Raw genomic sequence first — 23675 nt, 5'->3', positions numbered from 1 at the left:
GAATCGGAGTCGTCCTCGGGGAAGGAAAGGTAAGAATCAATCCCATCCACGAGAAGGACGTAGCAAGAGCGGTCGTGGAAGCCCTGAAAATCGATTTAGAAGAAATGAATCTCGGTGGTCCGGATATTTTCTCGAGAGACGAGATTACGGAACTCGCTCTTCGAGTCGCAGGAAAGGATCAAAGGCTTTTTCGTATACCGATCTTTTTGAACCGAATCTTGATTCGATTTTTGCAACCTTTCAATCAAAGAATCTTCCAATTTCTTCGTTTTGGGAACGTTGTACACACGTTAGACGTTATTGGTCCGAAATACGGAGCCCAAAGATTGGAAGACTACTTCCGAGAGAATTTGGATTCGGTTTAGAAATTTATAAAAAACTTATATACAATCCGTTTTTTGAAAGCTTAGGATTTTTTCCTGGAGAGACGGATTTTGGAAAGGAAGGATAATATGGGTCAGGAAAGAAGATGGTTTTTGGAAGGGGACTATTTCGAGCATTGTAGCTGTGAAAGTTTTTGCCCTTGTCTCTTGAGCGGTTTCAAAGCGGAGCCTTCGTACGGTCACTGTCAGAGTATGCTCGCGTTTCATATTCAAGAAGGAGAATGTTCCGGCGTGAAGTTGGACGACCTGAACGTCGCGATGCTCGTTTTTACGCCGGGTCGGATGGCGGACGTATCTTGGACTACGGGCCTTTATATAGAAGAACGTGCGAACGAAGAACAGCTCGATTCTCTCTTTCGCATTTTTTCGGGTGAGATGGGCGGCGCTCCCGAGTTTATGAAATCCCTTACTACGAAATTCTTAGGAGCGAAAAGAGTTCCGATTCAATACGAACTCAAAGGGGATAAGACGAGGGAACTGAAGATTCCGAATCTCGTGGACGTTCGACTCGAATCGATCCGTGGACATCGCGGGAGAACCGTCTGGTTCGATAACGTCGCTCACGTTGCGCAAAAGATTGCACCCGGAATCACCGTAAAAGCGACGGTGAAAGATTATGAATTCGATTGGGAAAATTCAGGTAAGAATGGTTTTTTGGGTCCCTTCCAATGGAAAGGTTAGTTAAATGAAATGCTTTGACGGAATTTTTAGGCTTCGTATGAATTTGGAGCAGACCGTTCTTTTGGGACTGATGTCGCTCCTAACGTTCGTTTCTTGGATGGCGATGTATGATATGTCTTGGATGAATGCTGGTGGAAGCGATCATTGCGGGAAACATTCCGATACTTTCTCTTTATCTTGGTTCGTTCTCAATCTTTCTATGTGGGTTTTGATGATGGTCGCTATGATGCTTCCTTCCTTTTTGAAATCGGTTCTTTTGTTTACGAAGATGGATCAAAGTAAAAACCGAGGTGCTTCTTTTTTCGGAATCGGAAATGGAATTTATATCGTCTTGGGTTATCTTTCTGCTTGGGCGGGATATAGCCTTCTGGGAACGGCGCTCCAGTTTCTTCTTTTGAGGTTGAATTTAATTTCTTCCAATCTCTCGTTTTATTCCATGGAATGGAGCGCGGGGCTCTTGATTACGACCGGAATTTTTCAGTTCAGCGGCCTCAAAGACAAATGTCTTTCTCAGTGTAAATCTCCTCTCGGTTTTTTTCTCACCTCTTGGAAGGAAGATGCGTTAGGCGCCTTTCAGATGGGTTGGTCTCAAGGGGTTTATTGCGTGGGTTGTTGTCTTCTTTTGATGGCTCTAATGTTCGTCGGAGGAGTGATGAGTCTTTCCTGGATGATCGGTCTTACCGCTTTAGTCTTAGCGGAAAAATGGATCGACGGTAAATTTTCGATTCGAAAATCGACAGGGTTCGTCTTGATCGGTTGGGGTTTGTTTCTATTGATTGGGAAATCATTCTTAGAAAAGTGAACTCGTTGGTTTTGTTTTCGGTTCACGATTTACAGAAGATCGATAGAAATGCGGAAATCTTTTTGAGTTGTTTGCGATCCGTCTGGAATGGGAGAATGGGATCTATTTTTTATTGTTAGACTTAAAAAAACTCTTCCCTTTATTTTCTTATCGATACAATTCTTCATCAATTGGAGATTTCATGAAAAAAATTCTTTTGTATGCGATGGCAGTCTTTTACGTTTTTGCCGGGCTCAATCATTTTCTCAATCCACCTTTCTATTTGAGAATGATGCCTCCTTATCTTCCTTATCATTCCCTTTTGAACTATGTGAGCGGAATCGCTGAAATCGTTCTGGGTCTGGCTTTGTTTTTACAACCTCTTCGAAGATTGGCGAGTTTTGGAATTATTGTGCTTTTGATCGCGGTTCTTCCCGCAAATATCTATATGCTTCAGGCCGCGCTTTCCGGAACGGACTTCGGTGTTCCCGTTTGGGCTCTTTACGTTCGTCTTCCCTTTCAGCTCGTCTTTATCTTTTGGGCCTGGAGCGTGAAGGACGTCGAGTGATCGTTTCAACAAAATTTCATTCCAAAAAATAGATTGAAAACGGACTTGAAGATAGTCGCTGTTACGATCACGTCACGTTTTCCATTTGGAGGTGCGGCTCGGTTCCTTTTTCGTGATTCTTTCAAAATTTCAAATCTAAGTTTTTTCTTTTTTTCTTTGCGTTAGGGATTCGAAAGGCGCGGTAGCGGCCCGTTCAGGGCCGTAGCGAAGCGGAGCCTGGAGAAGCCCGACCCCGCGGTCGAGTGGCTTGTGGATCTATTCCATATTTAGAATAATCTAATGAAAGAATATGCCCGCGGGGGAACGCCCAAACGTCTTGGAATTCTTTGGCAATTCGATTGGATCCTTTTTTCTTTTCCATCCTTGGTCTTGTTTCTTTTCAGGGTTTTTACATTCGAAAAATTTTCAATCTCGCTTTTCTGGATCGAAACGAATCGGATCGTTTTGAGTGAAACCAAGTCACTTTATGAATTTTTGCGAACATTGTCCGCCGACTATTTTTATTCCGCGCTTTGTTTCCATTTAAGAGAATATTCAGGATACCAACTCTTATATCCGAGTAATCTTGCTACCGGCGAGATTAAGAAGGAAAGAAATTTCTGAAATCCGATTGGAAGTTCCGCCATATAGGTTTCATAATATACCGAGTAAAGCATCGCTTGCAATATCCATTCTACCTTGCCTCTTGGAGTTTCTTTTTCGGTAAAAAAGCCGTGCACTTGGGCAAGCATTAGGTCGTGTTTGCCCGCGGGAGTCGCCCTGACTCTTACGATTACCAGTGCGTCGCTTTTATTTTCAGGATGATGCGCTTCTCCTTTCGGAACCGTGATCGAATCTCCTTCTTTCAGATCGTATTTTTTGTCTCCTTTGATCAAACTGAGATTTCCCTTTAGGATCGTGAACGTTTCTTCTAAATCTGCATGTCTATGCGGTTTGGGTACGGCACCTTTGGCTTGTAGATACAAATCGTTTTCGGAATATTTTCCGTTCGTATCCCGACCGGGTGTTACGAATACGATCTTTTCGTTCGCAAAGCGATTCTCAATCATTTCTCCCTTTGCGGGATAGAATGAAAGATCCGGTTCGGCTTCGGCAAATGCAAAGCGATGTAAAAAATTTCCGATTAGAATATAAGCGAGAAACATGGATAAAGTTAGAATGGCTGTTCGTTTTTTCATTGTACCTCGTGAATCGATATGCAAAGAAGAGAGAATAAAATTAGGCTGATCGGATTCGGCTTCTTTTTGATATTGGATATTTGTAAGGATAATTTGCTTTTCTGCGTTTAGCAATTCCCTCGAGGTAATTTTATGACGAAAGCCTTCGGAAATATTCTGCGTATTTTAAGGGTCGCGAGCTCCATGTCACAATTGGAACTCTCCGTCGAAGCGGGAGTCTCTACAAAACATTTGAGTTTTTTGGAGTCCGGTCGTTCCAAACCGGGGAGGGACGTGATTCTTAAATTATGCGACGTTCTTAAGGTTTCTTCGACTCGTAAGAACGCACTTTTACTTGCAGGCGGTTTTTCCCCCGAATTCGAAAATACGAATTTTTCTGACGCGAAGGTGATTCCGATCTTAGAAAGGATGACGCAGAATCTAAATCCGGATCCCGCCTTTTCCACGGATGCAAACGGTAAAATTCTAAACGCGAATTTAGGAACGAAATTTCTTCTCCGAAGTCTGAACGGGTTTCCGATTGACTGCGAAGGAAAGAATATTTTCGAGATTGCTTTCGGTCCTTCCGGATTCGGTCCTTATCTTTATAATTACGAATCTCTTTCGATGCGTCTTCTTACATGCAAACTCATGCAGGAAATTCTTAGCGAAGCCGAAGAGGTCGTTTCTAAGAAAGAAACGGGGACCCATTTCGATGATTCGGACACTACGGATTTGGTTCTTCAATTCGAACATAAGAATGGGATTCTTTCTTTCGATTTTCTGCAATTGACCGTAGGTCATCCTTTCGACGTCAATGCCGAATCCGTAAGAGTGTATCACATGGTGCCTCGGGATTCTTTTACCAAAGATACGATGAGGGAAATCTCGGAAACGTTTCTGGATTCTGAAACGTATGTTACGGTTTCCAAATAGGAAATGTGGGAAGCCGATTGAATTCGACAGATAAGCAAGGGATAAAAAAACGGCTTTAGATGATTAAAATTACAGGCCTGAATAAGGCGTTTACTACGAAAGTTCTTTTTGACGATCTTAGTCTCACGATCAATCGCGGAGAAAGGGTCGGTCTTGTTGGTCGGAACGGTCACGGAAAATCCACTCTCTTTCAGATGATTCTCGGGAACGTGGAAGCGGATTCCGGAACCATCTCGGTTCCGAAAGGTTATAAGATCGGTCACCTCCAACAGCATCTTCATTTTACGAAACCTACAGTTTTGGAAGAATGCGCTCTTGGTCTTCCGGAGGGAGAAGAATACGAAACCTGGCAGGTTGAGAAAATTCTTTCCGGTCTCGGTTTTTCGGAAGCGGACATGGAACGCAATCCTTCCGAGTTTTCGGGAGGATATCAGATTCGTATGAATCTCGCAAAACTCCTCGTCTCGGCTCCCGATATGCTCATGCTCGACGAACCGAACAACTATCTGGACATTGTTACCATCCGTTGGCTCGAAGAATTCCTTCGGGAATGGGAAGGTGAAATCATATTAGTAACTCATGATAGAAGTTTTATGGATGCGGTTGTCACGCATACCGTAGCGATTCATAGAACTAAGGCGATCAAGGTCCAAGGTGATACGGAGAAACTCTACAATCAGATCAACCAAGCCGAAGAGATCTACGAAAAAACCCGCTTGAACGAGGCGAAAAAAAGAAAACAAGAAGAGATCTTCATCGCGAAGTTCAAAGCGAAAGCTAGTTTTGCGAGCCGCACTCAGTCCCGCGTAAAGAAGTTGGAAAAACAAGGCGAGATGAAAGCTCTGGAACAAATTCAAGATATGGAATTGTATTTCAACAGCGCACCTTTCGCCGCGAGTCAGATGCTTTCGGCGGAAGATCTTTCGTTTTCTTACGATGGGAAGGAGCCTTTTTTGATCGAAAATTTTTCCATCAGCGTCGGAAATCGAGATCGGATTTGTATCATCGGGAAAAACGGAAAAGGGAAGTCCACGCTACTCAAGATGTTCGCCGGAGAAAACGTTCCTTCTCGGGGATTGGTGAAAAAACATCCGATTCTCAAAGAAGGTTACTTCGGTCAGACCAACAAACTCAATTTAAACGAGAACGCAACCGTTGTAGAAGAGATCATGAGTTCCGATAAGTCCTGCACCGAATGGCAGGCGAGAAACATCGCGGGTGGTCTTATGTTTTCCGAAGATCAGGCACTCAAAAAAATCAAGGTCTTGTCCGGTGGTGAAAAGAGCCGCGTTCTTTTGGGAAAAATTCTCGTGACTCCTTGTCATCTTCTTTATCTGGATGAGCCTACGAACCACTTGGATATGCAGTCTTGCGATTCTCTCATCGAAGCCATCGACGAATTCGAAGGCTCCGTGATCATGGTGACTCACAACGAAATGCACCTTCGGGCGGTCGCGACAAAGTTGATCGTCTTTGATAACGATACGATTCGAATCTTCGACGGTTCTTATGAGGATTTCTTGAACGATGTAGGTTGGTCCGACGAAGAATATTGAGCGGGGGTGTTCCCGCATTCCTTTTGTTTTCAAAGTGAGATTCGGTCGCCGGAATTCCGAAAACGAAGGAGTTCCTACTTTTTGTATCGAATGATGGAAGAATCGGGTCTTCCGAAGTGCGTTGTCGTTTATTCAAAGATCCGGACTTTCTTTTTTTGCGGGAGTTCCCGCATTCCTTTTGTTTTCAAAGTGAGATTCGGTCGCCGGAATTCCGAAAACGAAGGAGTTCCTACTTTTTTCCATCAAATGATGGAAGAATCGTGTCTTCCGAAGTGCGTTGTTGTTTGTTCAAAGATCCGGACTTTTTTTTTCGCGGGAGTTCCCGCATCTTAGAAAATCCGAACCTTGATAGGAAGGTTTTAGGACCTGCCTTTTGAACCACACAACTCGATTTCTTTTCTTTTGAATTTTGAAAAATTCTTTCAAAGAAGAATTTTTCAATAGGCGAGCATTCTCGTCGAGATCGCGATTCGATTCCAGGAATTGATCGTATTGATCACGATGATCAGAGCCACGAATTCTTTTTCTCCGAAGTGTTTTCTCACTCTCTCATACGTTTCCTCAGGAACCCCTTCTTCTGAAATTTTGGTGATCTTTTCGGTCAATTCCAGCGCGGCCTTCTCTTTCTCGGAATAGAATGTTGCTTCTCTCCATGCGTCCAAAAGATAGATTCTTTTTTCCGCTTCTCCCATCGCTCGTAAATCTTTCGTATGCATGTCGATGCAATACGCGCAACCGTTGATCTGGGAAGCACGAATTTTAATCAGCTCGTAGAGGACCGGATCAATCCCACCTTGTTTCGCAAAGTCCTCCATCTTCAACATCGCTTGTAAAGATTCAGGATAAACTTTTGCGTAATTCAATCTGGTTTCCATTTTGTCTCCTTATTTATAAAAGGAAGACGCGGCCACTTTGGATTTTGTGACGAAATGTAAGAATTTATCGAGGTCTCACGAAAAAGAGGAGAATCTTCTCATGAGGAAGAGGTCGTGGGAACGGTTGTTTTTTGTATGAGAAAAAGTAGGAACTCCTTCGTTTCCAACCGTAGGATTTATCCGAAAGAGCAAAAATTTGAGTAAAGGGATAATTTACAGAATGATTTTATTCTCATTTTGTCAATCGACTTGATTGATTCTTAGAAAACGAATCACCGGTTTCCCGTAACCAATTCTACTTCCAGTTTTGAAAATAGGCGATGACTGCACTCACGGCTTGTTCTCTCATTATCTTCGAAATTTTATTCTCCAGATAATAACCTCTTTTCATACAAGCGAAGGCGATCTCTACTCCGAGCGTTGCAACATCGGGTTTTTTAGGAAGGATCAAAGGAGAATCCAGATTTGCGAGTTGAACACGAACTCCCGCGCCGATATGGTCGATCGTAATCTCCTGCGCTAAATAAGCGTTTCGACTGAAGGGGCCACCTAACACGAGTATGCTGGCGACGGGAGTAGAATCGTAATAATCCGAGGCGGCGTTTACCAAAACTCCTACTAATTTTTCCCAAGGAATTTTAGAATTCTTCGCACCTTTTACGGCTAAGATCTCACCTACCTTTGCGAGATGTTTTTCAGCGAGGTGGGTAAAAAGCGCGTATTTGTCCGGAAAAAATTGGTAGATACTCGCCCTTGGTACTCCCGAAACTTTCGCGATCTCAGGAATAGACGTTTCTTCCGGACCGATCTTTTCCAGAATCTTCTCCGCGGTTTCTAAAACGATCGCTACTCTTTGTTGAGAACGTTCTTGAAGTGGGGTTCTGGATCTCGGATGAGTTACTTTCCCTTGATTCGAATTTGGATATCTTGTTTTCTGATTTAGCTCTAACATCTGTTATTTATAGTTTTTACTCGGGTTTAAAAATTTCTTGCACTCAAATGCTATATCACTAAGATCTCTCGAAAAATGTAACATTTGTTGGATTTAGGAATTCGTCAACGAATGTTCTCGTATAACAAAGGAGAATCGGATGAAGCCGAATATCAAAGTCTGCGTAGTCGGTGCTGGACCAAGCGGAATCACTGCCGCGAAGAACTGCGTTCAATACGGATTAGACGTGGTCGTATTTGAGAAAAACGATAAGGTCGGAGGGAATTGGGTTTTCAACTCCAAAACGGGACATTCCAGCGTTTACGAAAATACGCATATCATCAGTTCCAAGGTCTGGTCCGAATACGAAGACTACCCGATGCCTGACGATTATCCCGAATATCCGAATCACAAACAGCTACAAGCCTACTTCGAATCTTATTCGAAACACTTCGGAGTTTATAAAAAAATTCGATTCAATCATACGATTCAAAAAATCACAAGAATGGAAGACGGAAATTGGAAGGTGGATTATCTAGACGCTTCCAAAAAAAAGAAAACGGAAATTTTCGACGTTCTGATGGTTGCGAACGGTCATCACTGGAATCCGAAATATCCGGAGTATCCCGGAAAGTTTACCGGAAAATTCATCCACTCCCATGACTTCAAAGGAGTGACGAACGAATGGAAAGGTAAGGATGTTCTTGTGATCGGAGCCGGTAATTCAGCGTGCGATGTCGCGGTCGAGTCCGCGCGTGTCGCGAACAGCGTGAAATTATCGATGAGAAGTCCGCAGTGGTTCTTTCCGAAATTTCTCTTTGGAATGCCTTCGGATGTTTTTGCCGCGTTGACTCCGAGTTGGATTCCCGCAAAGATCAAACAGTTTACTCTGACCAAACTTTTACACATTCTTCAAGGACCTTATAAGAATTACGGTCTTCCGGAAAACACGACCCTCGCTCTCAGTCATCACCCGACGTTGAACTCGGATCTTTTAGATTTCATTCGTCATGGAAGAATCAAACCTCGACCAGCGATCAAAGCGCTTCACGGAAAGGAGGTCGAGTTTGTAAACGGAGTGAGAGAACGTTTTGATATCATCTGCGCTTGCACGGGATTTTGGACGACGTTTCCGTTCTTTGATAAGTCGTTTATCGATTTTCAATTCGAAGAAAAAATTCCCCTCTTTCGAAAGATGATGCACAACGATTATAAGAATCTCTATTTTATAGGACTCTTTCAGCCGGTCGGTTGTATTTGGCCCATGGCGGACTATCAGGCTAAGCTCGCGTGTATGGAAATATTAGGAAAGTATGAAAGACCAAAGGACCTAAAGGCGGCGATAAAATACGAGATCGAACATCCTCATTTTTCGTTCGGTGGAGGACAACGTCACGCGGTGGAAGTCGATTATCATGCTTTCCGAAAAGAATTGAAAACGGAACTTTTGAAAGCGGGGATCGATATCGGAAAACCACCGGGCGGGGTAAAATCACTCTACAAGGTTTATTCCAAGGTGGTTTCCCAAGAACCCGTTTCTTCTAAATAAAATTTTTTAGAGGAGGTTTGATTCCGATTTTTGGGGACGAGCCTCCTTTACGAATTGTTCTTTCGGTGAGTCGGTCGCAAAAGAAGAATCGATTCGAGGTTCGATCGTTCCTCTTACCACTGCGACGTTGATCTTAGAATACGATCGTGAAAGAGAACTTGCTTTAGATCGGTTTTAACTCCGATTTTCAATCGAAGGCCTCGTTTGATACCGCTTTCAAAAATGAGATCAGGTTGACGCCGAACAACTATCGGATCAAAACTACTTCGGCAATCCGGCTTTATCTGTTAATATATTCTAAAATCAGAAAATTCTAATAATCTAAAGCTAGGAGTTCTTTTGATCCAATCTTTTTTGGGCAGATCGCAGTTCTCCGTCCGCGAGAAGGAGTGTCCACTCCGGAAAATGTCTCACTAAAAAATACTGGAGCCACGAATCCCACGTTGCGTAACCGATAAAGTTCCGTTTAGGAAGCCAGCGGATGAAAGCTTTGCAAACCTTTTCCACAGAATGAACTGCGTTCAGGGCGGACCCCATTTCGATTTCTTTTACAAGATCAGGTTTGTCTTCGTTTTCTTTGATAAGACCCGGAGTTTCCGTCGTCGGTGGAAGAAAAATTTTTACACGAACATTGTGAAGCATCATTTCCTGACGAAGGGATTGTGCAAAGCCGGTGATCGCAAATTTACTGGCGGAATAGGCACCGTAACCGTAGATCGAAAAAGTGGCAAGCATGGAAGAAACCAAAACGATATCTCCCGAACCTTGTTTTAAAAAATGGTCTTGAAATGCGCGAATCACATGAACGTGTCCGAAGAAGTTGATATCCATCAAATTTCTGAAATCCGATTCTTCGAGATCGTTCACTTTACCGACTTTCGCATAACCGCTGTTACATATGAGAAGATCCAAGCCGTTTAGAAGCGCAACTGCCTTTTTTGCCGCCTTCTTTACTTGTGCAACGTCCGATACGTCGGCGATTACGAAGTCATAGACTGCGTCATTCGGTCCGATTCTTCTGAGTTCTTTTACGGTTTTTTCAAGCGCGTTTTTGCCTCTCGCAGAGATCACGACACTCGCACCTTGCCCGGCCAACTCAAGCGCAAGGCCTCTGCCGATTCCCGATGAACCTCCCGAAAGGAACACCTTTTTTCCGGAGAATGAATTCTGATTTCGTTTCATAAAAGGTCACTTCCGTTTGAAGGCATTACTTCGAAAAAGGAGAAATCGTATTCTTCAGTTTCGAGATCGTAGGAAAGCTGGAAGGAAAAAACGATCAAGAATTTTACTATTTTCCTCAAAAAAAAGAAATAACATTCTAAATCTTGAATGTTATTACCTTACTTTTTGATCTTATAACCGGTTTTGAAGATCCACCAAACCAAAAGCATACAAACGGATAAGAACACGGAAACCATTCCTAAACTGATGCCAACGCTTACGTCCGCTATCTCATAAAAACTCCAACGAAAACCGCTTACGAGATAGAGCACCGGATTGAAGAGGGTTACCTTTTGCCAAAAAGGAGGTAACATACTTGCTGAATAAAAACTTCCTCCTAGAAAGACGAGAGGTGTGATGATCAACATCGGAATGATCTGCAGTTTTTCAAAATTATCCGCCCAGATCCCTATTATAAATCCGAAAAGGCTAAAAGAAATCGAAGTTAATAGAAGAAAGAGAACCATCACAAAAGGATGAGCGATTCTCACGGGAACAAATAAGGAAGCCGTCGCAAGCATAATCGTACCTAAAATCACGGACTTCGTCGCGGCGGCGCCGACAAATCCGATCACGATTTCGAGCATCGAAATCGGAGCCGCAAGAATTTCGTAGATAGTTCCCGTAAATTTAGGAAAGTAAATTCCAAAAGAAGAATTCGATATACTTTCCGTTAATAACGATAACATGATCAGACCGGGAACGATAAACGAACCGTAATCGACGCCGTCCACTTTTTGAATTCTCGATCCGATCGCCGAACCGAAAACGACGAAATAGAGAGATGTGGAGAGTACAGGAGACGCGATACTCTGAAAGAGCGTTCTCCATGTTCTGGACATTTCAAAAATATAAATGGCTTTGATCGCGTGAAGATTCATTCTGACTCCTTTACTAACTGAACGAAAATTTCTTCCAATGAACTCTGCGTCGTGTTCAGGTCTTGAAATTCGATCTTTGCTTTTTTTAATTCTTGAAGAAGAGTCGAGATTCCAGTCTGTTTCGCGTGAGAATCATACGTATAAACGAGTTGTTGTCCGTTTTTGGAGAGCTCGAGACCTTTGGTTTTCAGGGTAGAAGGAATTTTTTTGAGATTCTTGCTTAGATCCAAAATCATCTGTTTTTTTCCGAGTTTCTGCATTAGAATTTTCTTATCTTCTACTAAGATCAATTCTCCCTTATTCATCACTCCGATTCGATCCGCGATTTCTTCGGCTTCTTCGATGTAGTGTGTGGTGAGAATGATCGTAACTCCGCTTTCCCGGAGATTCCGAACGATATTCCACATGTCTTTTCTGAGTTCCACATCGACGCCGGCAGTCGGTTCGTCCAAAAAAAGAACCGCGGGTTCGTGTGAAAGCGCCTTAGCGATGAGGACTCTTCGTTTCATTCCGCCGGAAAGTGTGATTATCGTACTGTCCTTTTTGTCCCAAAGCGACAAGGATTTCAGAAGTTTTTCAATATAACCCGGGTTAGGCGCTTTCCCGTAAAGTCCGCGAGTGAAGCTGACCGTCGCCCAAACCGATTCAAAAGCGTGAACACTCAATTCTTGAGGAACCAATCCGATCTTGGAACGAGTATAACGGAAATCCTTGAGGATGTCTTTTCCTGCGACATGAACAGAACCTTCGCTTGGATTTACGATTCCGCAGATGATGGAAATGAGAGTGGTCTTTCCGGCTCCGTTGGGTCCGAGAAGCGCGATGATTTCGCCTTCTTGAATTTCCAAGGAAACGTCTTTCAGCGCTTGGAATCCGTTCGAATAAGACTTCGATAGATGATTGATGGAAACAATGGAGGACTGCCGTTTCATATTCTTGATTCTTCTCTAGACTTGTAAAATACAATGGATAGAATGCCTAAAATAGCGGAACCTATTTTTCAGCCCAGCAGGATTTTGAAAGAACACTCAGAAAGAATCGGAGTTTCCTCTCGTAAGGAGAGTCAAAGCCTTCATTCGAACTTGGGCTCTCTAAAAAAAACAAATGCCCTTCCCATGAAAATCGATAACACCTTGCATCGGCGGGCGAATGCGCCTGCATAGAAGAGTCAAAGCGATCTTTTCCGTAAAGTAGTATTCGATTCTTATCAAATACTTTGAAGGTTCGGCTCGCAAGGAACAATCGAAACTAAAGCTCAAACAGAAGAAAATCCGCCCGAAACATCGCGTTGGACTTGAAGTCGAGAATCGGTCCCGGTTTTCGGTAAGTGATTTCTTATCCTTCGCGAGGGTGGTTTGTTTGTGATATTCACCGGATGCATCTTGAATTTAGATTGGTTTCAAATCCGAATCCAATATGAATGTGGCCAAGCAGATTCTGATTGTGAAACTGAGGAAGATTCGATTCATTCCATTCTTCTAATGTGATTTCCGGAGCTTTCTCTTTTTTTACGAGAAAGCGTGCGACTGCTGTTTTAGATTTTTCCGATTTCTGTTTGCGGTTTTCCGAATACTCATTCAAAGTTCAGACGGAGTCTTCCTTTGGGAAAACGAGAATCGGCGTTTTGGAATTCATGGAACGGTACGTTCATTTGCAGTGCGAATGTCTGACAACTTCGAGTTGCACGTGGAGGTTCCAAACGTCTCCCATGAAAGAAAGAAATCTCGCGGTCTTGACAAAGCGCGGAGTTGAGTTCGCATTTGAGGTTGATTCTTCCTGAATCCTTCTTGAAATTCCCAATCATCTACGAGTGAATCTATTTTGTAATTGGATAAGAATTCATTCTAAGAACGAGAACTCTGACTTTGACCAAGATGCCGAATCTGACGGCGATTTGCATTGGACCTGCGAAACGATGCGCGCTATGAAGGAAAGTAAAAAAAGGGGAAGGATTCTTCTACTTTTGGGCAGAAGAATGACGGTCCTTCCTAAATCAAAGGGAAGATTTCGTAATCTTATTATAAAAAATTTTCGTTTTGTTATAAGCGAATCTGCGAGCGATGGAAACTCATCGATTCACTTCCATTCGAAATCCCGTGTTTCTTCTTTGTGTATTTTCGATACCGAATTCCCAAGTTTTAGGATTTCCGGCCAAGATAACCTGATTTTTAGCGCGAGTTATTCCAGTATAAAGAATCTGTCGATTGAGTAATTTATGAGAATTTGAGTCCGTAGATTCGTCGTTGTCAGGAAGATAAATTAGAATAGTATCATATTCCGAACCTTGACTTTTGTGAATGCTCATCACGAAGGCCGGTTCATGTACGGGAAGTGTATCCAATGCGAAGGGATAGAGGCGATTGTCGATCGGGAATACGGCTCGAAGTTCTCCGGTGTTCCCCATTCTGAGGACGATTCCGATGTCACCGTTGAATAACTTTCTGCTCTTATCGTTTTGTGTGATTAGAATCGGAAGCCCGATAAAATAGAGACGTTTTGCCAAACGTTTTGGAAATAAATTTTGAGACGGAGTGGAAGTGTTTCTAATATAAAGATCCTGCGCGGCAAGATTCATAATCTTCGTTTGAATCGATTCGACTCCCCAGTATCCGTTTCTAAAAACGGTAAGGCAACGAAATCTGCCGAGTTCGTTTTGAAACGTGCTGATAAAATCGGGATCAGAAAATTCCTTTCCGTCTTCGATCTTCCAAGACGAGATTCTGTATATTTGCGGTAGGAAAATTTTTTCCCAGAGTTGTTCCACAACTTCATCGCGTGTTAAAGTGTTTGGATCCGATTTGGAAGCGCTTTGTAGCCAGACTACCTGGCTTTCATACTCAGAATGTTCTCCGATCGTTTTCGTCTTTGGGAAAGTGTCGTCGATCTTTGTTCCGAGATTTAGGTTTTCAGGTTCGTATCTTAGAATTTCTTCTGCGAGAGTCACTATCTTAGAAACTTCACCTTTTGAATTTCTTTTTTGACGATTACTCTCATCCAATTTGGAAATATAATTCCCGCTTTTCGACTCCAAAACGGAAAGGAAGTCGCTTAATACGGCGCCTTTCTCAACGGACGGAAGCTGATTTGGATCTCCGATAAGAATCAATCGGAAAGAATGATTTTTCGGCAATGCTTGAAAAAGGGACAGCATAAGATATATATCCACCATAGAGACTTCGTCCACGATGATGAGCCGATGAGGAAGATAACGCTCCGCGTTGTAATAGAATCCACCTAACGAGGGTTTGTAGGAAAGAAGACCATGAATCGTTTGTCCCCTCAAAAACTGATTTTGATCCGTACCCGATATTCTTTTTAAATTTTCCTGAATGGACTCCGTCATCCTTTGCGCCGCTCTTCCGGTAGGCGCGACGAGTGCGATCTCCTCGGTAGGAGGGAGTTCTCCAAGTTCATTCAAGATTTCTAATAAGAAGGCGACTACGGTTGTTTTTCCTGTTCCCGGGCCGCCGCTTACGATTTGAAAGGACGAAGAAAGACAGGAGAGAATCGAACGCACCTGACCCTTTTTCAGATTGAAACTTCTGGCTTCCAGTGCTTTCAGAAATTTTTCGGCTTCTTCGACGTTCGATTCGATTTGTCTCGTATCTCGGATGATTTCTTGGAGAAGAATTTCAAGTTCTCTTTTGGTTCGGAACGTTTTCTCGAAATACACCCATTCTTCGTTTCCGATTTTCTCCAAAACAAGAGCGGGCGGCTTCGTTTTAAGAAATGTTTTCCATTCTTTTTGAACTGGAATACAAAGATTTCCCTCTTCCCCCGCCTTCCATAATTCATTCAAAATATCTAATAAAACTTTTGAATCAGCTTCGGCACGTTTAGTTCCCGTTTTCTGGTTTGATTCGAGTTCGGAAAGAAGCAATATGTCTTCCTTTAATTTTTCCGTCCATGACTGGAAGAGTTCGTCCATTAAAGAAAATCCTCCCAATTTCGATTTGTCAGAAGACGAACGTTATCTTTTATTTCGTTTAATCTTTCTGCGGACCAGTCAAAGTCGGAATAGATTCCTTTTTCTTCTCCTGCACGCATTCCCCGGAGATAAAAGTAAAAGACTCCGCCCATTTTTTGGATCGCCTTTTCTTCTCCGAAAAGATTCTTGAGATATTCGAAAAGAATCATCGCGTAAATGTCCCTCTGGAGATCGTATCTGCTTTCGGGACTTTCGATACTCCGTTTCAAGGAAGCAAAGGAATAATCCTCCAGAAGGTTGGATTTATAATCAGCGAGATAGAATCGATTTTCAAATTCGAATACAAGATCGATGGATCCTTTCAAAAAATTTCCGGGCCCGCTACGCTCCGGATCCAGGTCTAAATGAAAATCCATTTCCGAAATTCTTCTTTCATTCGTAATTTCTAATAAACGAAACGAAGCGCCGTTTTGGCCGGAGATTCTCGCATTTAAAGAGTTCCAGAGAATTTCGCAGGTTCTTCTTTTATAGAGATCCTTATCCGAATCCGTGTTTTTCTGTTTCGTTTTAGAAAGTTGAAAGTGATCGAGATGAAACTCAAGCCTGGACGCGATCTTTTTGTCGTTTAGAAGTTCCTGCGGAGTGTTTGTTTTGAATAGAGAAAAATCCAATTCTTCCAAAAGTAGATGTAAAAATGAACCTGTCGCCGCTGAAGAAGGGAGTGCGTCTTCGGTTTCTAAGGGAGAATCTTCGATCTCATCCGATTTTATAAAAGTTCCTTCTTCAAGGACCGAAAGAGATTCGTCGTCTAACGCGACTTCCGCTTTCGATTTTAAGGAAGAATAACTGTGAATCCAGATCGTTTTCGGAGAATAGGATTCTCGGAAAATCAATGGAGTAAAACGAACTTCCGGCGACGCGTAGGTTCGGATCTCTCGATCCGTTTGATCCAATGACTGCGGAGTCCATAAGATCGAATGAAAGAGTTGCGGATCGGGTTCGTTTTCCAAAATCGCCTGAAGCCTTGGAAAAAGGATTTTATAATAAGCCGAGTCCCTCGTTTTCCAATTATTGAAAGGGGTAAAGAACGGAAGGTAGAGTCTGATTTTCGGTCGTGTGATTCCGACATACAATAACCGTTTGTTTTCATTGAGGGCTTGATAAGAATATTCTTCTTTACTAATCTTCTTTTCTTCCTCGTTTTCCCAGAGGCTCAATTTCCAAGATCTCCGATTTTCCGATTCCACAAAAGGATAGTCGTAGACTTCGGGTACGAAATTTCCGGAAAGATTGAATAAGAAGACGATCGGCCATTCCAAACCTTTCGACGCGTGTAACGTAAGAATTTGAACCGCATCCTTTTCCGTTTCCCGTTCGAAAAGCGGAAGCTCCTCTTCGTTTCTTTTTTCGGTTTGTAGCTCTCTTAATTCTTCCAATACTTCTTCAAGGCCGGCTTGATTGGCGATTTGAAATTGAAGAAGCTTTCGAAAAATTTGTCGATAGTTCGTTCGTTTCCTTTCCCACGCAATGTCCGTGTCTTCTTCGGTAAGAAAAATTCTACTATCTTCTTCGATCGAACGAAAGAGTTCCGCAAACTTTCGATCCATCGCAAGAGTTTTCCATCGGTCCAATACGGATTTTTCATAGGAATCGATGGAATGTTCGTCAAAGTACGAAAGATGATTCGGATGAACCTGAAACAAATCGCCTAAAAGTAGTTTTCGATACGAAGAGGGTTTGTTCGGATCAAGAAGACATTCTAATATATTACGAATCTGAATCGATTCCGGTGATTGATAAATTCCTTCCTGTTTGTAAAAAGAGCAAGGAATTCCTCGAAGCTTTAATGCTTGTTCGACGAGTTTTCCTTCGGCCTTACTTTTAACTAAGATTGCGATTTCTTTAAAGTTTAATTTTTTTTCCTGAAACGTTCCCGCTGATTCTTCATAAACCTCATATTTGAAACCTTTGTGATCGGAAGCGAGTTTGAGAATTTCTTCGGCGATGAATTGCGCCCAGGCGGATCGGGCGTCATCGGTTTTCCAAGTTTCCCTTCCTTGAAAGCGGACGATCCGAATCGGCCCTTCGTTAAATTGCGGACTAAGTCGAACCTTTCCGTTGCTCTCCGGATGTTTTACTTTCGTGTATTCTATCGGTTGCGATTCGAATCCCTTTTCAATAATCGGAAAAAAACTTCGTTCTCCTTTTTCTCCGCCGAATATTTCATTATAACCTCGAATGAGTTCCGGCACGGAACGGTAGTTTACATCGAGGGGAATTTCTTCCGCTTGAATTCTTTTGAGTTCTCTCTTAGCGCTCAAATACGTTCCGATATCCGCACCGCGAAAACCGTAGATCGATTGTTTCGGATCTCCGATAAGATACAAAGCCCTCTCCGATTCCTTACGATTCGCATCCAGAAACAATTGTGAAAAAATTTCATACTGTGCGGCATCCGTGTCCTGAAATTCATCTAAGATTCCGATCTGATATCGATCTTGAAGCGCTTTTTTCAGAATCGAATTATCTAAAGAATCTCTAACTTTCAGAATCATCTGATCGTAACTCAGCCATTCTCCATTTTTGAATTCCTCTTCCACCATTTCTTTTGCGATGAGAGTCGTTTTTTGTAGGAATGTTTCCGGAGACCATGGCGTATAATCATTGTTATACGGATATTTTTTTCCGCTTAGTAGTTTTGCGCCGGCCGCGAGTATTTGCTCCTTGTTTCCTAAAAAATCAGATTCGGAAAGTAGAGGTTCCAATTCGTCCGGTTCTACCCAGTCTTTCCATTCTTGATGCTGGAGCCGATAGAGTGCGATTTTGAGTCGATCTTTCGCGTCCGTCAAAATCCAGTTGGACGGTGTTCCCGTTTCCACCGGATATTCCTGAAGAATCATATTACAAAAACCGTGTATAGTTGATATCGTGACCTGGTCCAATTCTCTCGCCTCTTTCGTGAGACCGGCTTGGAGCAGTTTTTTTCTAAGCCTTTCCTTTAATTCCCCCGCGGCCTTTTCGGTATATGTTAGAATCAGAATATTCGTAAGAGGGATCTTATGCTCTTGAATCAAGTCGCCGACGATCTCCATGATCGTGTATGTTTTTCCCGTACCTGCGGAGGCTTCCACGAAGCTGGACTTCAACTTGTATGGGCGACTTTGTCCGGTCATAGATCCTTCTTCCAATCCAAAAAGGGTTTGTAAAAATCCTTCGCCCAACGGATTTCCGAACGCAATATGAGATCCTGAGTCTGACGATAAAGTTTTACCAGTGAAGAAAGACTTTCCCGGACGGTATCCAATTCTTCTTTGAGATAATTTTTCCAACCTTCTTCATCGTCGAATTTTGCAGTGTCGTCCGGAGTTTGTTTTTTGCCGGTGCTTCCCTGAATATTTTTTACGTAATAGCTAAGGAACGCCTTTCTCGGAAAAAAAACAGGGTCGTCTTGAAGATAGAGTTCCGTTATTTTTTGAAAGTATTCTTTCCCGAACGACGAATCCTCCGGTTGATACTGGATCGGAAGAAAGTTTTTCTTTTTTCCGTCTTCCGAAGGGCGACTCTTAAAGGAGTAAATTTTGAATTCTTCACCTAATGCTGAAAAGGCGACTCCGGTAAGAAAAGGAAAACTCATAACTTTCCAATAATCTTTGTATCCGTAATAGTTTTCGGACGGTTTGTCCTCGAGGCTTTTTGGGAAAAGCCAATAGAGAATTCCGTCTTTTTCGACGACGTGCTCCCATTCTCCTTTGATCCTTATCATTTTACCCGATCGTAGTCGAACCGAAAGTTCCGGAATTTTTTTGCAAAGTGTTTCAGGTAAACCGGTGTCTCCCAAACTCAGATAAGAATAGTATTGCCCGCCTTGAAAGATCGGTTTCCAAGAGGCAAGAAGGTCGCTCGTAAGAATTAGATATTGCAACAAGTCGGATTCTTGTATCTTTCCAAATACCGATTGCGGAAAACGAGCGGATTGTTTTTCTTTTTGTAGAATGGGTTCGAGCGCGACTGAGATGGTTTCCTGATTCCAATTCCACGCCTCTTTGGAAACGAGACTCGGCATCATAAGAGCATGCATCTTTTTTAATATGTTTGCTTCGGCGATCGCGTCCAAGTCGAACGGTTCACCTTCGGTTTCTGCCGATTCTTCTTCGTCGAGATACATCCCCAATTTTCTTTTGAGATAGGTGTCCAGCGGGTCGCTGAGGAATTGCGAAATTTCCCTCAGGTCGATTTCGTTCACAGGAGGGGACACTGCGTCCTTTTTTAGTTCGTTTAGATTCTGGAATCTCCTTACGATTTTTTGTCCGCTTCGATCCATGTTGACCCAGGTCCTTGCAAAATCGAAACTTACGAGACCCAGTTCCATCTCTTTCGGAGTATGTTCGTATTTTATACTATATGAATGTAATGGAATTTTGGTCGCTTCCTGAACCCCGAACGATTCCATGATTTCGAAAAGATGCGAACAAGGTTCGAACGTTTTGTCTTCCTGAAGATTTTTTCCAACATAACTCAAGGTCAGAGATTCTTTCGCGGAATGAATCGTTTCCCATAAAAGTGATTCCTGGATTTGTCTTCGGGAAATATCCCATTCTTCTTTGAGATCTTTTCGGAGATTGAGCTGGGAACGATCGTTGTTTCCCGGAAACTTCCCTTCGCCTAATCCCAAAATGTATATGTGTTTAAATGGGATCGGGCGCATCGGTTGAAGAAGAGAGATAGTGACCCCGCCCGTGAGATACGAACCTTTTCGATAGGGGATTTGATCGAAGGTTTGTTCCGTAATGAACTTTAGAAGCGCAACTCCATCTTTTTCGTTTTTTAGACTGATGCCCTTCCATTCTTCCAGGGATTCCAGCCAAGTGAAAAAGAGTTTGGCCTCTTGTTCGTATTCTTCCGAAAACTCGAAAAGACCTTCTAAAGAAAATCTTAATATTTTAAAGTATTCTTCGTTCCATTCGGCGTTTTCGTTTTTGTAGATGGATAGGACGCTCTTTCTTATTCTCAAGATCGTTTCCCACAGTGCGGAGAGATAAAAAGAGTTGTCATCCGATTCGGATTCGATCGGAGGAATTTTGTATTTTGTCCAAGCCGTTTCCTTGGATAAGATCGATGACAAACGAATCCTTCTCATTCCGTTCGAGATCTGAAAAGAATCGTTTTCTCTTCCTTCCTCTTCGTAGATGATCCCTGCAGAGTTGATCGTTTTTTCCAGATCCAGTACGGTTTGAGAGTCTATTCTTAGCTTTGTCTGCAAGAGGGGATTTCTGAGCAATCGAAGTAAGCTTTCCTTTTCGATCGTTGGACCGGAGCAAAGCTCCCAGACATTGATCAGTCCACGATACAAAAGTGACGCGTCGTTCGCTTTGATGTCCGTCAAAGAATATGGAATTTTTTTTCGAGTCGGAAACTGTTCGATCGATTTTTCGTTTTCAGAACTTTGTAAAAGAATTCCGCCGTCTAACACCCATTCTACGGTAGGGCGATAGGATTTCATATCGGTTACGAGTATCGCGAAATCCAGATAGGTCAGCTTCGGATCGAGATGGATTTTATAAAGAATGTCGTTTGCAACGGCCTCCATTTCGCGATAGGCGGACGGTGCGTTCCAAAAACGAACGGAAGTATCCGAAGTTGTTTGGCTTTGTTCATCTTTTTTTTGTCGCCCGTCCAATAACGCTCTAAGCGCTGTTAGACGCGGAGGAAATTTGTGAGACGTTGCGATCTGTTTCGAAGCGTACGTTTCGATTCTTTCCATTCTCGAGGCGATATGAATTTGCGGATCGGACCAACTCTTCGGGCCGGAAGAATCATCATGATTCTTCTTTGCACCGGTATGAAATTGATAGAGATAGATTGGAAGCCGATCTCTCTTGGAAAGAGATTCTAAAATTCCCAAGTAGGTATCGGAAAGATTGGACAGGCAGAATAGATGAAGGGAAGGAAATTCAGGCGGAGAATACTTCGGATTTTTTTGCGCTTCTTTTAAAAGAAATTGAATGAACGTGCTCGGTTCTTTCGAATCAAGAAAAACTTCTTGATAGAGTTGCTTTTGAAAAAGATAATAATTGTCTTCCTTCGGAAACGCAGAAGGGCGGTGCGAGATTGAGGGAATTTCCAATCCTTTCTCTTTTGCCCAAGAAGAAATCCAACTCGATCGATTCAGTTCATAATCTTTGATAAGCGAAGTCAATTTTGCGCTTAACGAGAACGCTCTGGGGATACTCTGTAGAAATGAATTTAAAAAACGAAACCTTTCTTGATTTCGGTTTTCGATCAAATAGGTAAGAATCTTTCTTTGATTCGCTTCTTGACTCGGAAATGTTCTATGAAACGGATCGAATTCCAATCCGGCTCTTCTGAGATATAGTTCTTCCAGAGCTTTTTCTAAGAACACAAAACGTATGTTTGCTGTTAGCCCGGTGATCCGCGCAAGATTGAGATTCAACCAGAGTTTCATGTTCGTGCTTGGGATCACGATCACAGGAGCTCGTAAGGGTGAATTTTTCCTTTCCGTAAGGATGTTTTTTGAAAGTTCGACTGCGATATCCTCGAGCGATAGACTTGTGATATGCGTGATTGACAAACGTTTCCTCTTTGAATCTCTGAATTACGAGCATTCCAAGAATTCAGCGAAATGGCAAGTAATTACATTTTATCTTGCTCTCAAAGATCGATCGAAGAATGTATTCTGAATGCCTTCCGTCTCCGAACTCAAAACTTTTTTTGGAATTTCCTCTTTCCGAACTTCACAAGAGAGAATCATTTCGGATGTTCTTTCCGGAAGGAATTGTCTTGTGATCATGCCGACCGGAATGGGAAAATCGATCTGCTATCAGTTGCCCGCTCTGGCGATGGACGGATTGACGATCGTTATTTCGCCGTTAATCGCTTTGATGCAAGATCAGGTTTCCAAGTTAAAAGCGCTCGGAATAGACGCGGGTTATATCAATTCCTCTTTGTCCAAAGAAGATCGGATTCGTAGCTATGAGAATTTAAAAAACGGAAAGTATAAGATTCTCTACGTTTCCCCGGAAAGATTTCGGAAGCGTGCGTTCTTGGATGCTCTGCATGGAAGAACGGTCTCCTTACTCGCGATCGACGAGGCGCATTGTATCAGTCAATGGGGTCATGACTTCCGTCCGGATTATACGAAAATTTCCGAATTTCGGGAAATTCTCCGCAATCCCGTTACGATCGCGTTAACCGCAACGGCGACTTCAGAAATACAGAAGGACATTGTTCGTCAAATCGGTTTAAACGAATCCGAAATCGAAATTTATAACGAAGGAATCTGTAGACCGAATTTGTTTTTGGACGTTCGAACTTTTGTGGATGAGCCTTCCAAGATGGATGCGATCGTCGATCTTTTAAAAGTGCAGAAAGAAAGTACGATCGTTTACTTCAATTTAATCAAGAATATAGAAAAGTTTAGCGAGAAACTCGATATACAGAAAATTCCGCATCGAATCTACCACGGGCAATTGGCGCCGGATCAAAGAAAACGTGTTCAAAATCAATTTTTAAAATCGGACAATACGATTCTTCTTGCGACCAATGCTTTCGGGATGGGCGTGGACAAGCCGAATATTCGGACGATCATTCACGCTGAACTTCCTTCTTCGTTGGAAAGTTATTATCAGGAGATCGGGCGTGCAGGAAGAGACGGAAATTCTTCCGATTGCCACGTTTTTTATATTCAAGACGATCTAACCGTACTAATGGAATTTATCGAGTGGCAGAATCCGGACGAGATTTTTATCGGAAGAGTTTTTCAAACGATGCAACACCTCGGTGAAAAGCTGTCGTCCTTGACCTACGAAGAATTACAATCCAAGGTCGTTCATCGCAATCGTGGGGACCATCGTCTTCAAACGGTGCTCAATCTTTTTGAAAGACACGGAGTTACCTCCGGAGAATTGGAAAGAAATTCTTTACGATTGAGAGGCCCTTTGCCGGACGCACTTCTTTCTCCGGAGCTTTTGGATTTAAAGAAGAAAACAAGTCTTAAACGTTTGTATCAGATGCTTCTCTATCTCAAATCAGAGAAATGTAGAAGGGAATTCGTTTACGAATATTTTAATGCGACATTTCCCGGTTGTGGAAATTGCGACGTGTGTCGATCGGAGAAAAAATCCGATCTTTGAGTTTTGTTTTTTAAGAAAATAGATTTTTACATTTACAATCGACCGGGTAAGAGATTTCTTTCGTAAAAGGAGAGACTG

At 42.6% G+C, this 23675-nt stretch carries 17 protein-coding genes (1 of these 17 only partly in view); 8 read left to right on the top strand and 9 right to left on the bottom strand.

Going from position 1 to position 23675, the window contains the following annotated elements:
- The 4 genes from DLM75_RS19285 to DLM75_RS19270 all read left to right on the top strand — a co-directional run.
- Positions 1–365 carry the 3' end of an SDR family oxidoreductase gene (locus tag DLM75_RS19285; RefSeq protein ID WP_118970122.1) on the top strand. 499 nt of this gene lie to the left of the window's left edge, so only the last 365 of its 864 coding nucleotides appear in the window; its start codon lies beyond the left edge, outside the window; its stop codon occupies positions 363–365.
- 87 nt (positions 366–452) lie between these two features.
- Complete coding sequence (locus tag DLM75_RS19280; protein ID WP_118970121.1) at positions 453–1064, top strand: DUF1326 domain-containing protein; 612 nt, start codon at positions 453–455, stop codon at positions 1062–1064.
- A gap of 37 nt (positions 1065–1101) precedes the next feature.
- Positions 1102–1866, top strand: a complete 765-nt coding sequence (locus DLM75_RS19275; protein ID WP_158586492.1) for a DUF2182 domain-containing protein — start codon at positions 1102–1104, stop codon at positions 1864–1866.
- 181 nt (positions 1867–2047) lie between these two features.
- Positions 2048–2413, top strand: coding sequence for a DoxX family protein (locus DLM75_RS19270; RefSeq protein WP_118970151.1), 366 nt, complete (start codon positions 2048–2050; stop codon positions 2411–2413).
- Positions 2414–2913: 500 nt separating this feature from the next.
- On the opposite strand, the gene DLM75_RS19265 is transcribed toward DLM75_RS19270, so the two are convergent.
- On the bottom strand, positions 2914–3591 hold the full coding sequence (locus tag DLM75_RS19265; protein ID WP_147456665.1) for a cupin domain-containing protein: 678 nt from the start codon (positions 3589–3591) through the stop codon (positions 2914–2916).
- A gap of 132 nt (positions 3592–3723) precedes the next feature.
- On the opposite strand from DLM75_RS19265, the gene DLM75_RS19260 reads away from it, so the two are divergent.
- A complete protein-coding gene (locus DLM75_RS19260; protein WP_118970118.1) occupies positions 3724–4506 on the top strand; it encodes a helix-turn-helix transcriptional regulator in 783 nt (260 codons plus the stop codon).
- A 59-nt stretch (positions 4507–4565) separates the two neighbouring features.
- Positions 4566–6062, top strand: a complete 1497-nt coding sequence (locus DLM75_RS19255; protein WP_118970117.1) for an ABC-F family ATP-binding cassette domain-containing protein — start codon at positions 4566–4568, stop codon at positions 6060–6062.
- Positions 6063–6499: 437 nt separating this feature from the next.
- Here DLM75_RS19255 and DLM75_RS19250 read toward each other — a convergent pair whose 3' ends face one another.
- Both DLM75_RS19250 and DLM75_RS19245 read right to left on the bottom strand, forming a co-directional pair.
- Entirely contained in the window at positions 6500–6937 is a 438-nt protein-coding gene (locus tag DLM75_RS19250) for a carboxymuconolactone decarboxylase family protein (RefSeq protein ID WP_118970116.1), read from the bottom strand.
- A gap of 295 nt (positions 6938–7232) precedes the next feature.
- Positions 7233–7889, bottom strand: coding sequence for a TetR/AcrR family transcriptional regulator (locus tag DLM75_RS19245; protein WP_118970115.1), 657 nt, complete (start codon positions 7887–7889; stop codon positions 7233–7235).
- Between the two features lie 139 nt (positions 7890–8028).
- On the opposite strand from DLM75_RS19245, the gene DLM75_RS19240 reads away from it, so the two are divergent.
- Positions 8029–9417 (top strand): flavin-containing monooxygenase, encoded by a 1389-nt coding sequence (locus DLM75_RS19240; RefSeq protein WP_118970114.1) that lies wholly within the window; start codon positions 8029–8031, stop codon positions 9415–9417.
- 327 nt (positions 9418–9744) lie between these two features.
- Here the strand turns inward: DLM75_RS19240 and DLM75_RS19235 are convergent, their stop codons facing one another.
- From DLM75_RS19235 to DLM75_RS19200, 6 genes are all read right to left on the bottom strand, one after another.
- Complete coding sequence (locus tag DLM75_RS19235) at positions 9745–10599, bottom strand: SDR family NAD(P)-dependent oxidoreductase (RefSeq protein WP_118970113.1); 855 nt, start codon at positions 10597–10599, stop codon at positions 9745–9747.
- A gap of 158 nt (positions 10600–10757) precedes the next feature.
- A complete protein-coding gene (locus DLM75_RS19230; RefSeq protein ID WP_118970112.1) occupies positions 10758–11519 on the bottom strand; it encodes an ABC transporter permease in 762 nt (253 codons plus the stop codon).
- Positions 11516–12451, bottom strand: coding sequence for an ABC transporter ATP-binding protein (locus DLM75_RS19225; RefSeq protein ID WP_118970111.1), 936 nt, complete (start codon positions 12449–12451; stop codon positions 11516–11518). The genes DLM75_RS19230 and DLM75_RS19225 overlap by 4 nt, the downstream gene beginning before the upstream one ends.
- 1136 nt (positions 12452–13587) lie before the next feature.
- On the bottom strand, positions 13588–15447 hold the full coding sequence (gene recD / locus DLM75_RS19210) for an exodeoxyribonuclease V subunit alpha (protein WP_118970149.1): 1860 nt from the start codon (positions 15445–15447) through the stop codon (positions 13588–13590).
- Positions 15447–18620 (bottom strand): UvrD-helicase domain-containing protein, encoded by a 3174-nt coding sequence (locus DLM75_RS19205; RefSeq protein WP_118970150.1) that lies wholly within the window; start codon positions 18618–18620, stop codon positions 15447–15449. The genes recD and DLM75_RS19205 overlap by 1 nt, the downstream gene beginning before the upstream one ends.
- Positions 18617–22036, bottom strand: coding sequence for an exodeoxyribonuclease V subunit gamma (locus tag DLM75_RS19200; RefSeq protein ID WP_118970108.1), 3420 nt, complete (start codon positions 22034–22036; stop codon positions 18617–18619). Before DLM75_RS19200 ends, DLM75_RS19205 begins: the two co-directional genes overlap by 4 nt.
- A gap of 109 nt (positions 22037–22145) precedes the next feature.
- Between DLM75_RS19200 and DLM75_RS19195 the strand changes: the two genes are divergently transcribed.
- The gene (locus tag DLM75_RS19195; RefSeq protein ID WP_118970107.1) at positions 22146–23597 is read left to right on the top strand and encodes a RecQ family ATP-dependent DNA helicase; all 1452 of its coding nucleotides are present in this window, start codon (positions 22146–22148) and stop codon (positions 23595–23597) included.
- Positions 23598–23675 lie beyond the last annotated feature (78 nt).

Origin of the sequence: Leptospira stimsonii (genome assembly GCF_003545885.1) — a bacterium.
Taxonomy (GTDB): Bacteria; Spirochaetota; Leptospiria; order Leptospirales; family Leptospiraceae; genus Leptospira; species Leptospira stimsonii.
The sequence above is the reverse complement of the archived record's forward strand: the minus strand, read 5'-3'. Positions and strand labels throughout refer to the sequence as shown.

Coding starts and splice junctions, on each gene's coding strand:
- DLM75_RS19240 (WP_118970114.1), top strand. CDS start 8,029: ATGAAGCCGAATATCAAAGTCTGCGTAGTCGGTGCTGGACCAAGCGGA.
- DLM75_RS19230 (WP_118970112.1), bottom strand. CDS start 11,519: ATGAATCTTCACGCGATCAAAGCCATTTATATTTTTGAAATGTCCAGA.
- DLM75_RS19195 (WP_118970107.1), top strand. CDS start 22,146: ATGCCTTCCGTCTCCGAACTCAAAACTTTTTTTGGAATTTCCTCTTTC.
- DLM75_RS19275 (WP_158586492.1), top strand. CDS start 1,102: ATGAATTTGGAGCAGACCGTTCTTTTGGGACTGATGTCGCTCCTAACG.
- DLM75_RS19250 (WP_118970116.1), bottom strand. CDS start 6,937: ATGGAAACCAGATTGAATTACGCAAAAGTTTATCCTGAATCTTTACAA.
- DLM75_RS19270 (WP_118970151.1), top strand. CDS start 2,048: ATGAAAAAAATTCTTTTGTATGCGATGGCAGTCTTTTACGTTTTTGCC.
- DLM75_RS19225 (WP_118970111.1), bottom strand. CDS start 12,451: ATGAAACGGCAGTCCTCCATTGTTTCCATCAATCATCTATCGAAGTCT.
- DLM75_RS19265 (WP_147456665.1), bottom strand. CDS start 3,591: ATGAAAAAACGAACAGCCATTCTAACTTTATCCATGTTTCTCGCTTAT.
- DLM75_RS19255 (WP_118970117.1), top strand. CDS start 4,566: ATGATTAAAATTACAGGCCTGAATAAGGCGTTTACTACGAAAGTTCTT.
- DLM75_RS19205 (WP_118970150.1), bottom strand. CDS start 18,620: ATGACCGGACAAAGTCGCCCATACAAGTTGAAGTCCAGCTTCGTGGAA.
- DLM75_RS19280 (WP_118970121.1), top strand. CDS start 453: ATGGGTCAGGAAAGAAGATGGTTTTTGGAAGGGGACTATTTCGAGCAT.
- DLM75_RS19245 (WP_118970115.1), bottom strand. CDS start 7,889: ATGTTAGAGCTAAATCAGAAAACAAGATATCCAAATTCGAATCAAGGG.
- DLM75_RS19235 (WP_118970113.1), bottom strand. CDS start 10,599: ATGAAACGAAATCAGAATTCATTCTCCGGAAAAAAGGTGTTCCTTTCG.
- DLM75_RS19260 (WP_118970118.1), top strand. CDS start 3,724: ATGACGAAAGCCTTCGGAAATATTCTGCGTATTTTAAGGGTCGCGAGC.
- recD (WP_118970149.1), bottom strand. CDS start 15,447: ATGGACGAACTCTTCCAGTCATGGACGGAAAAATTAAAGGAAGACATA.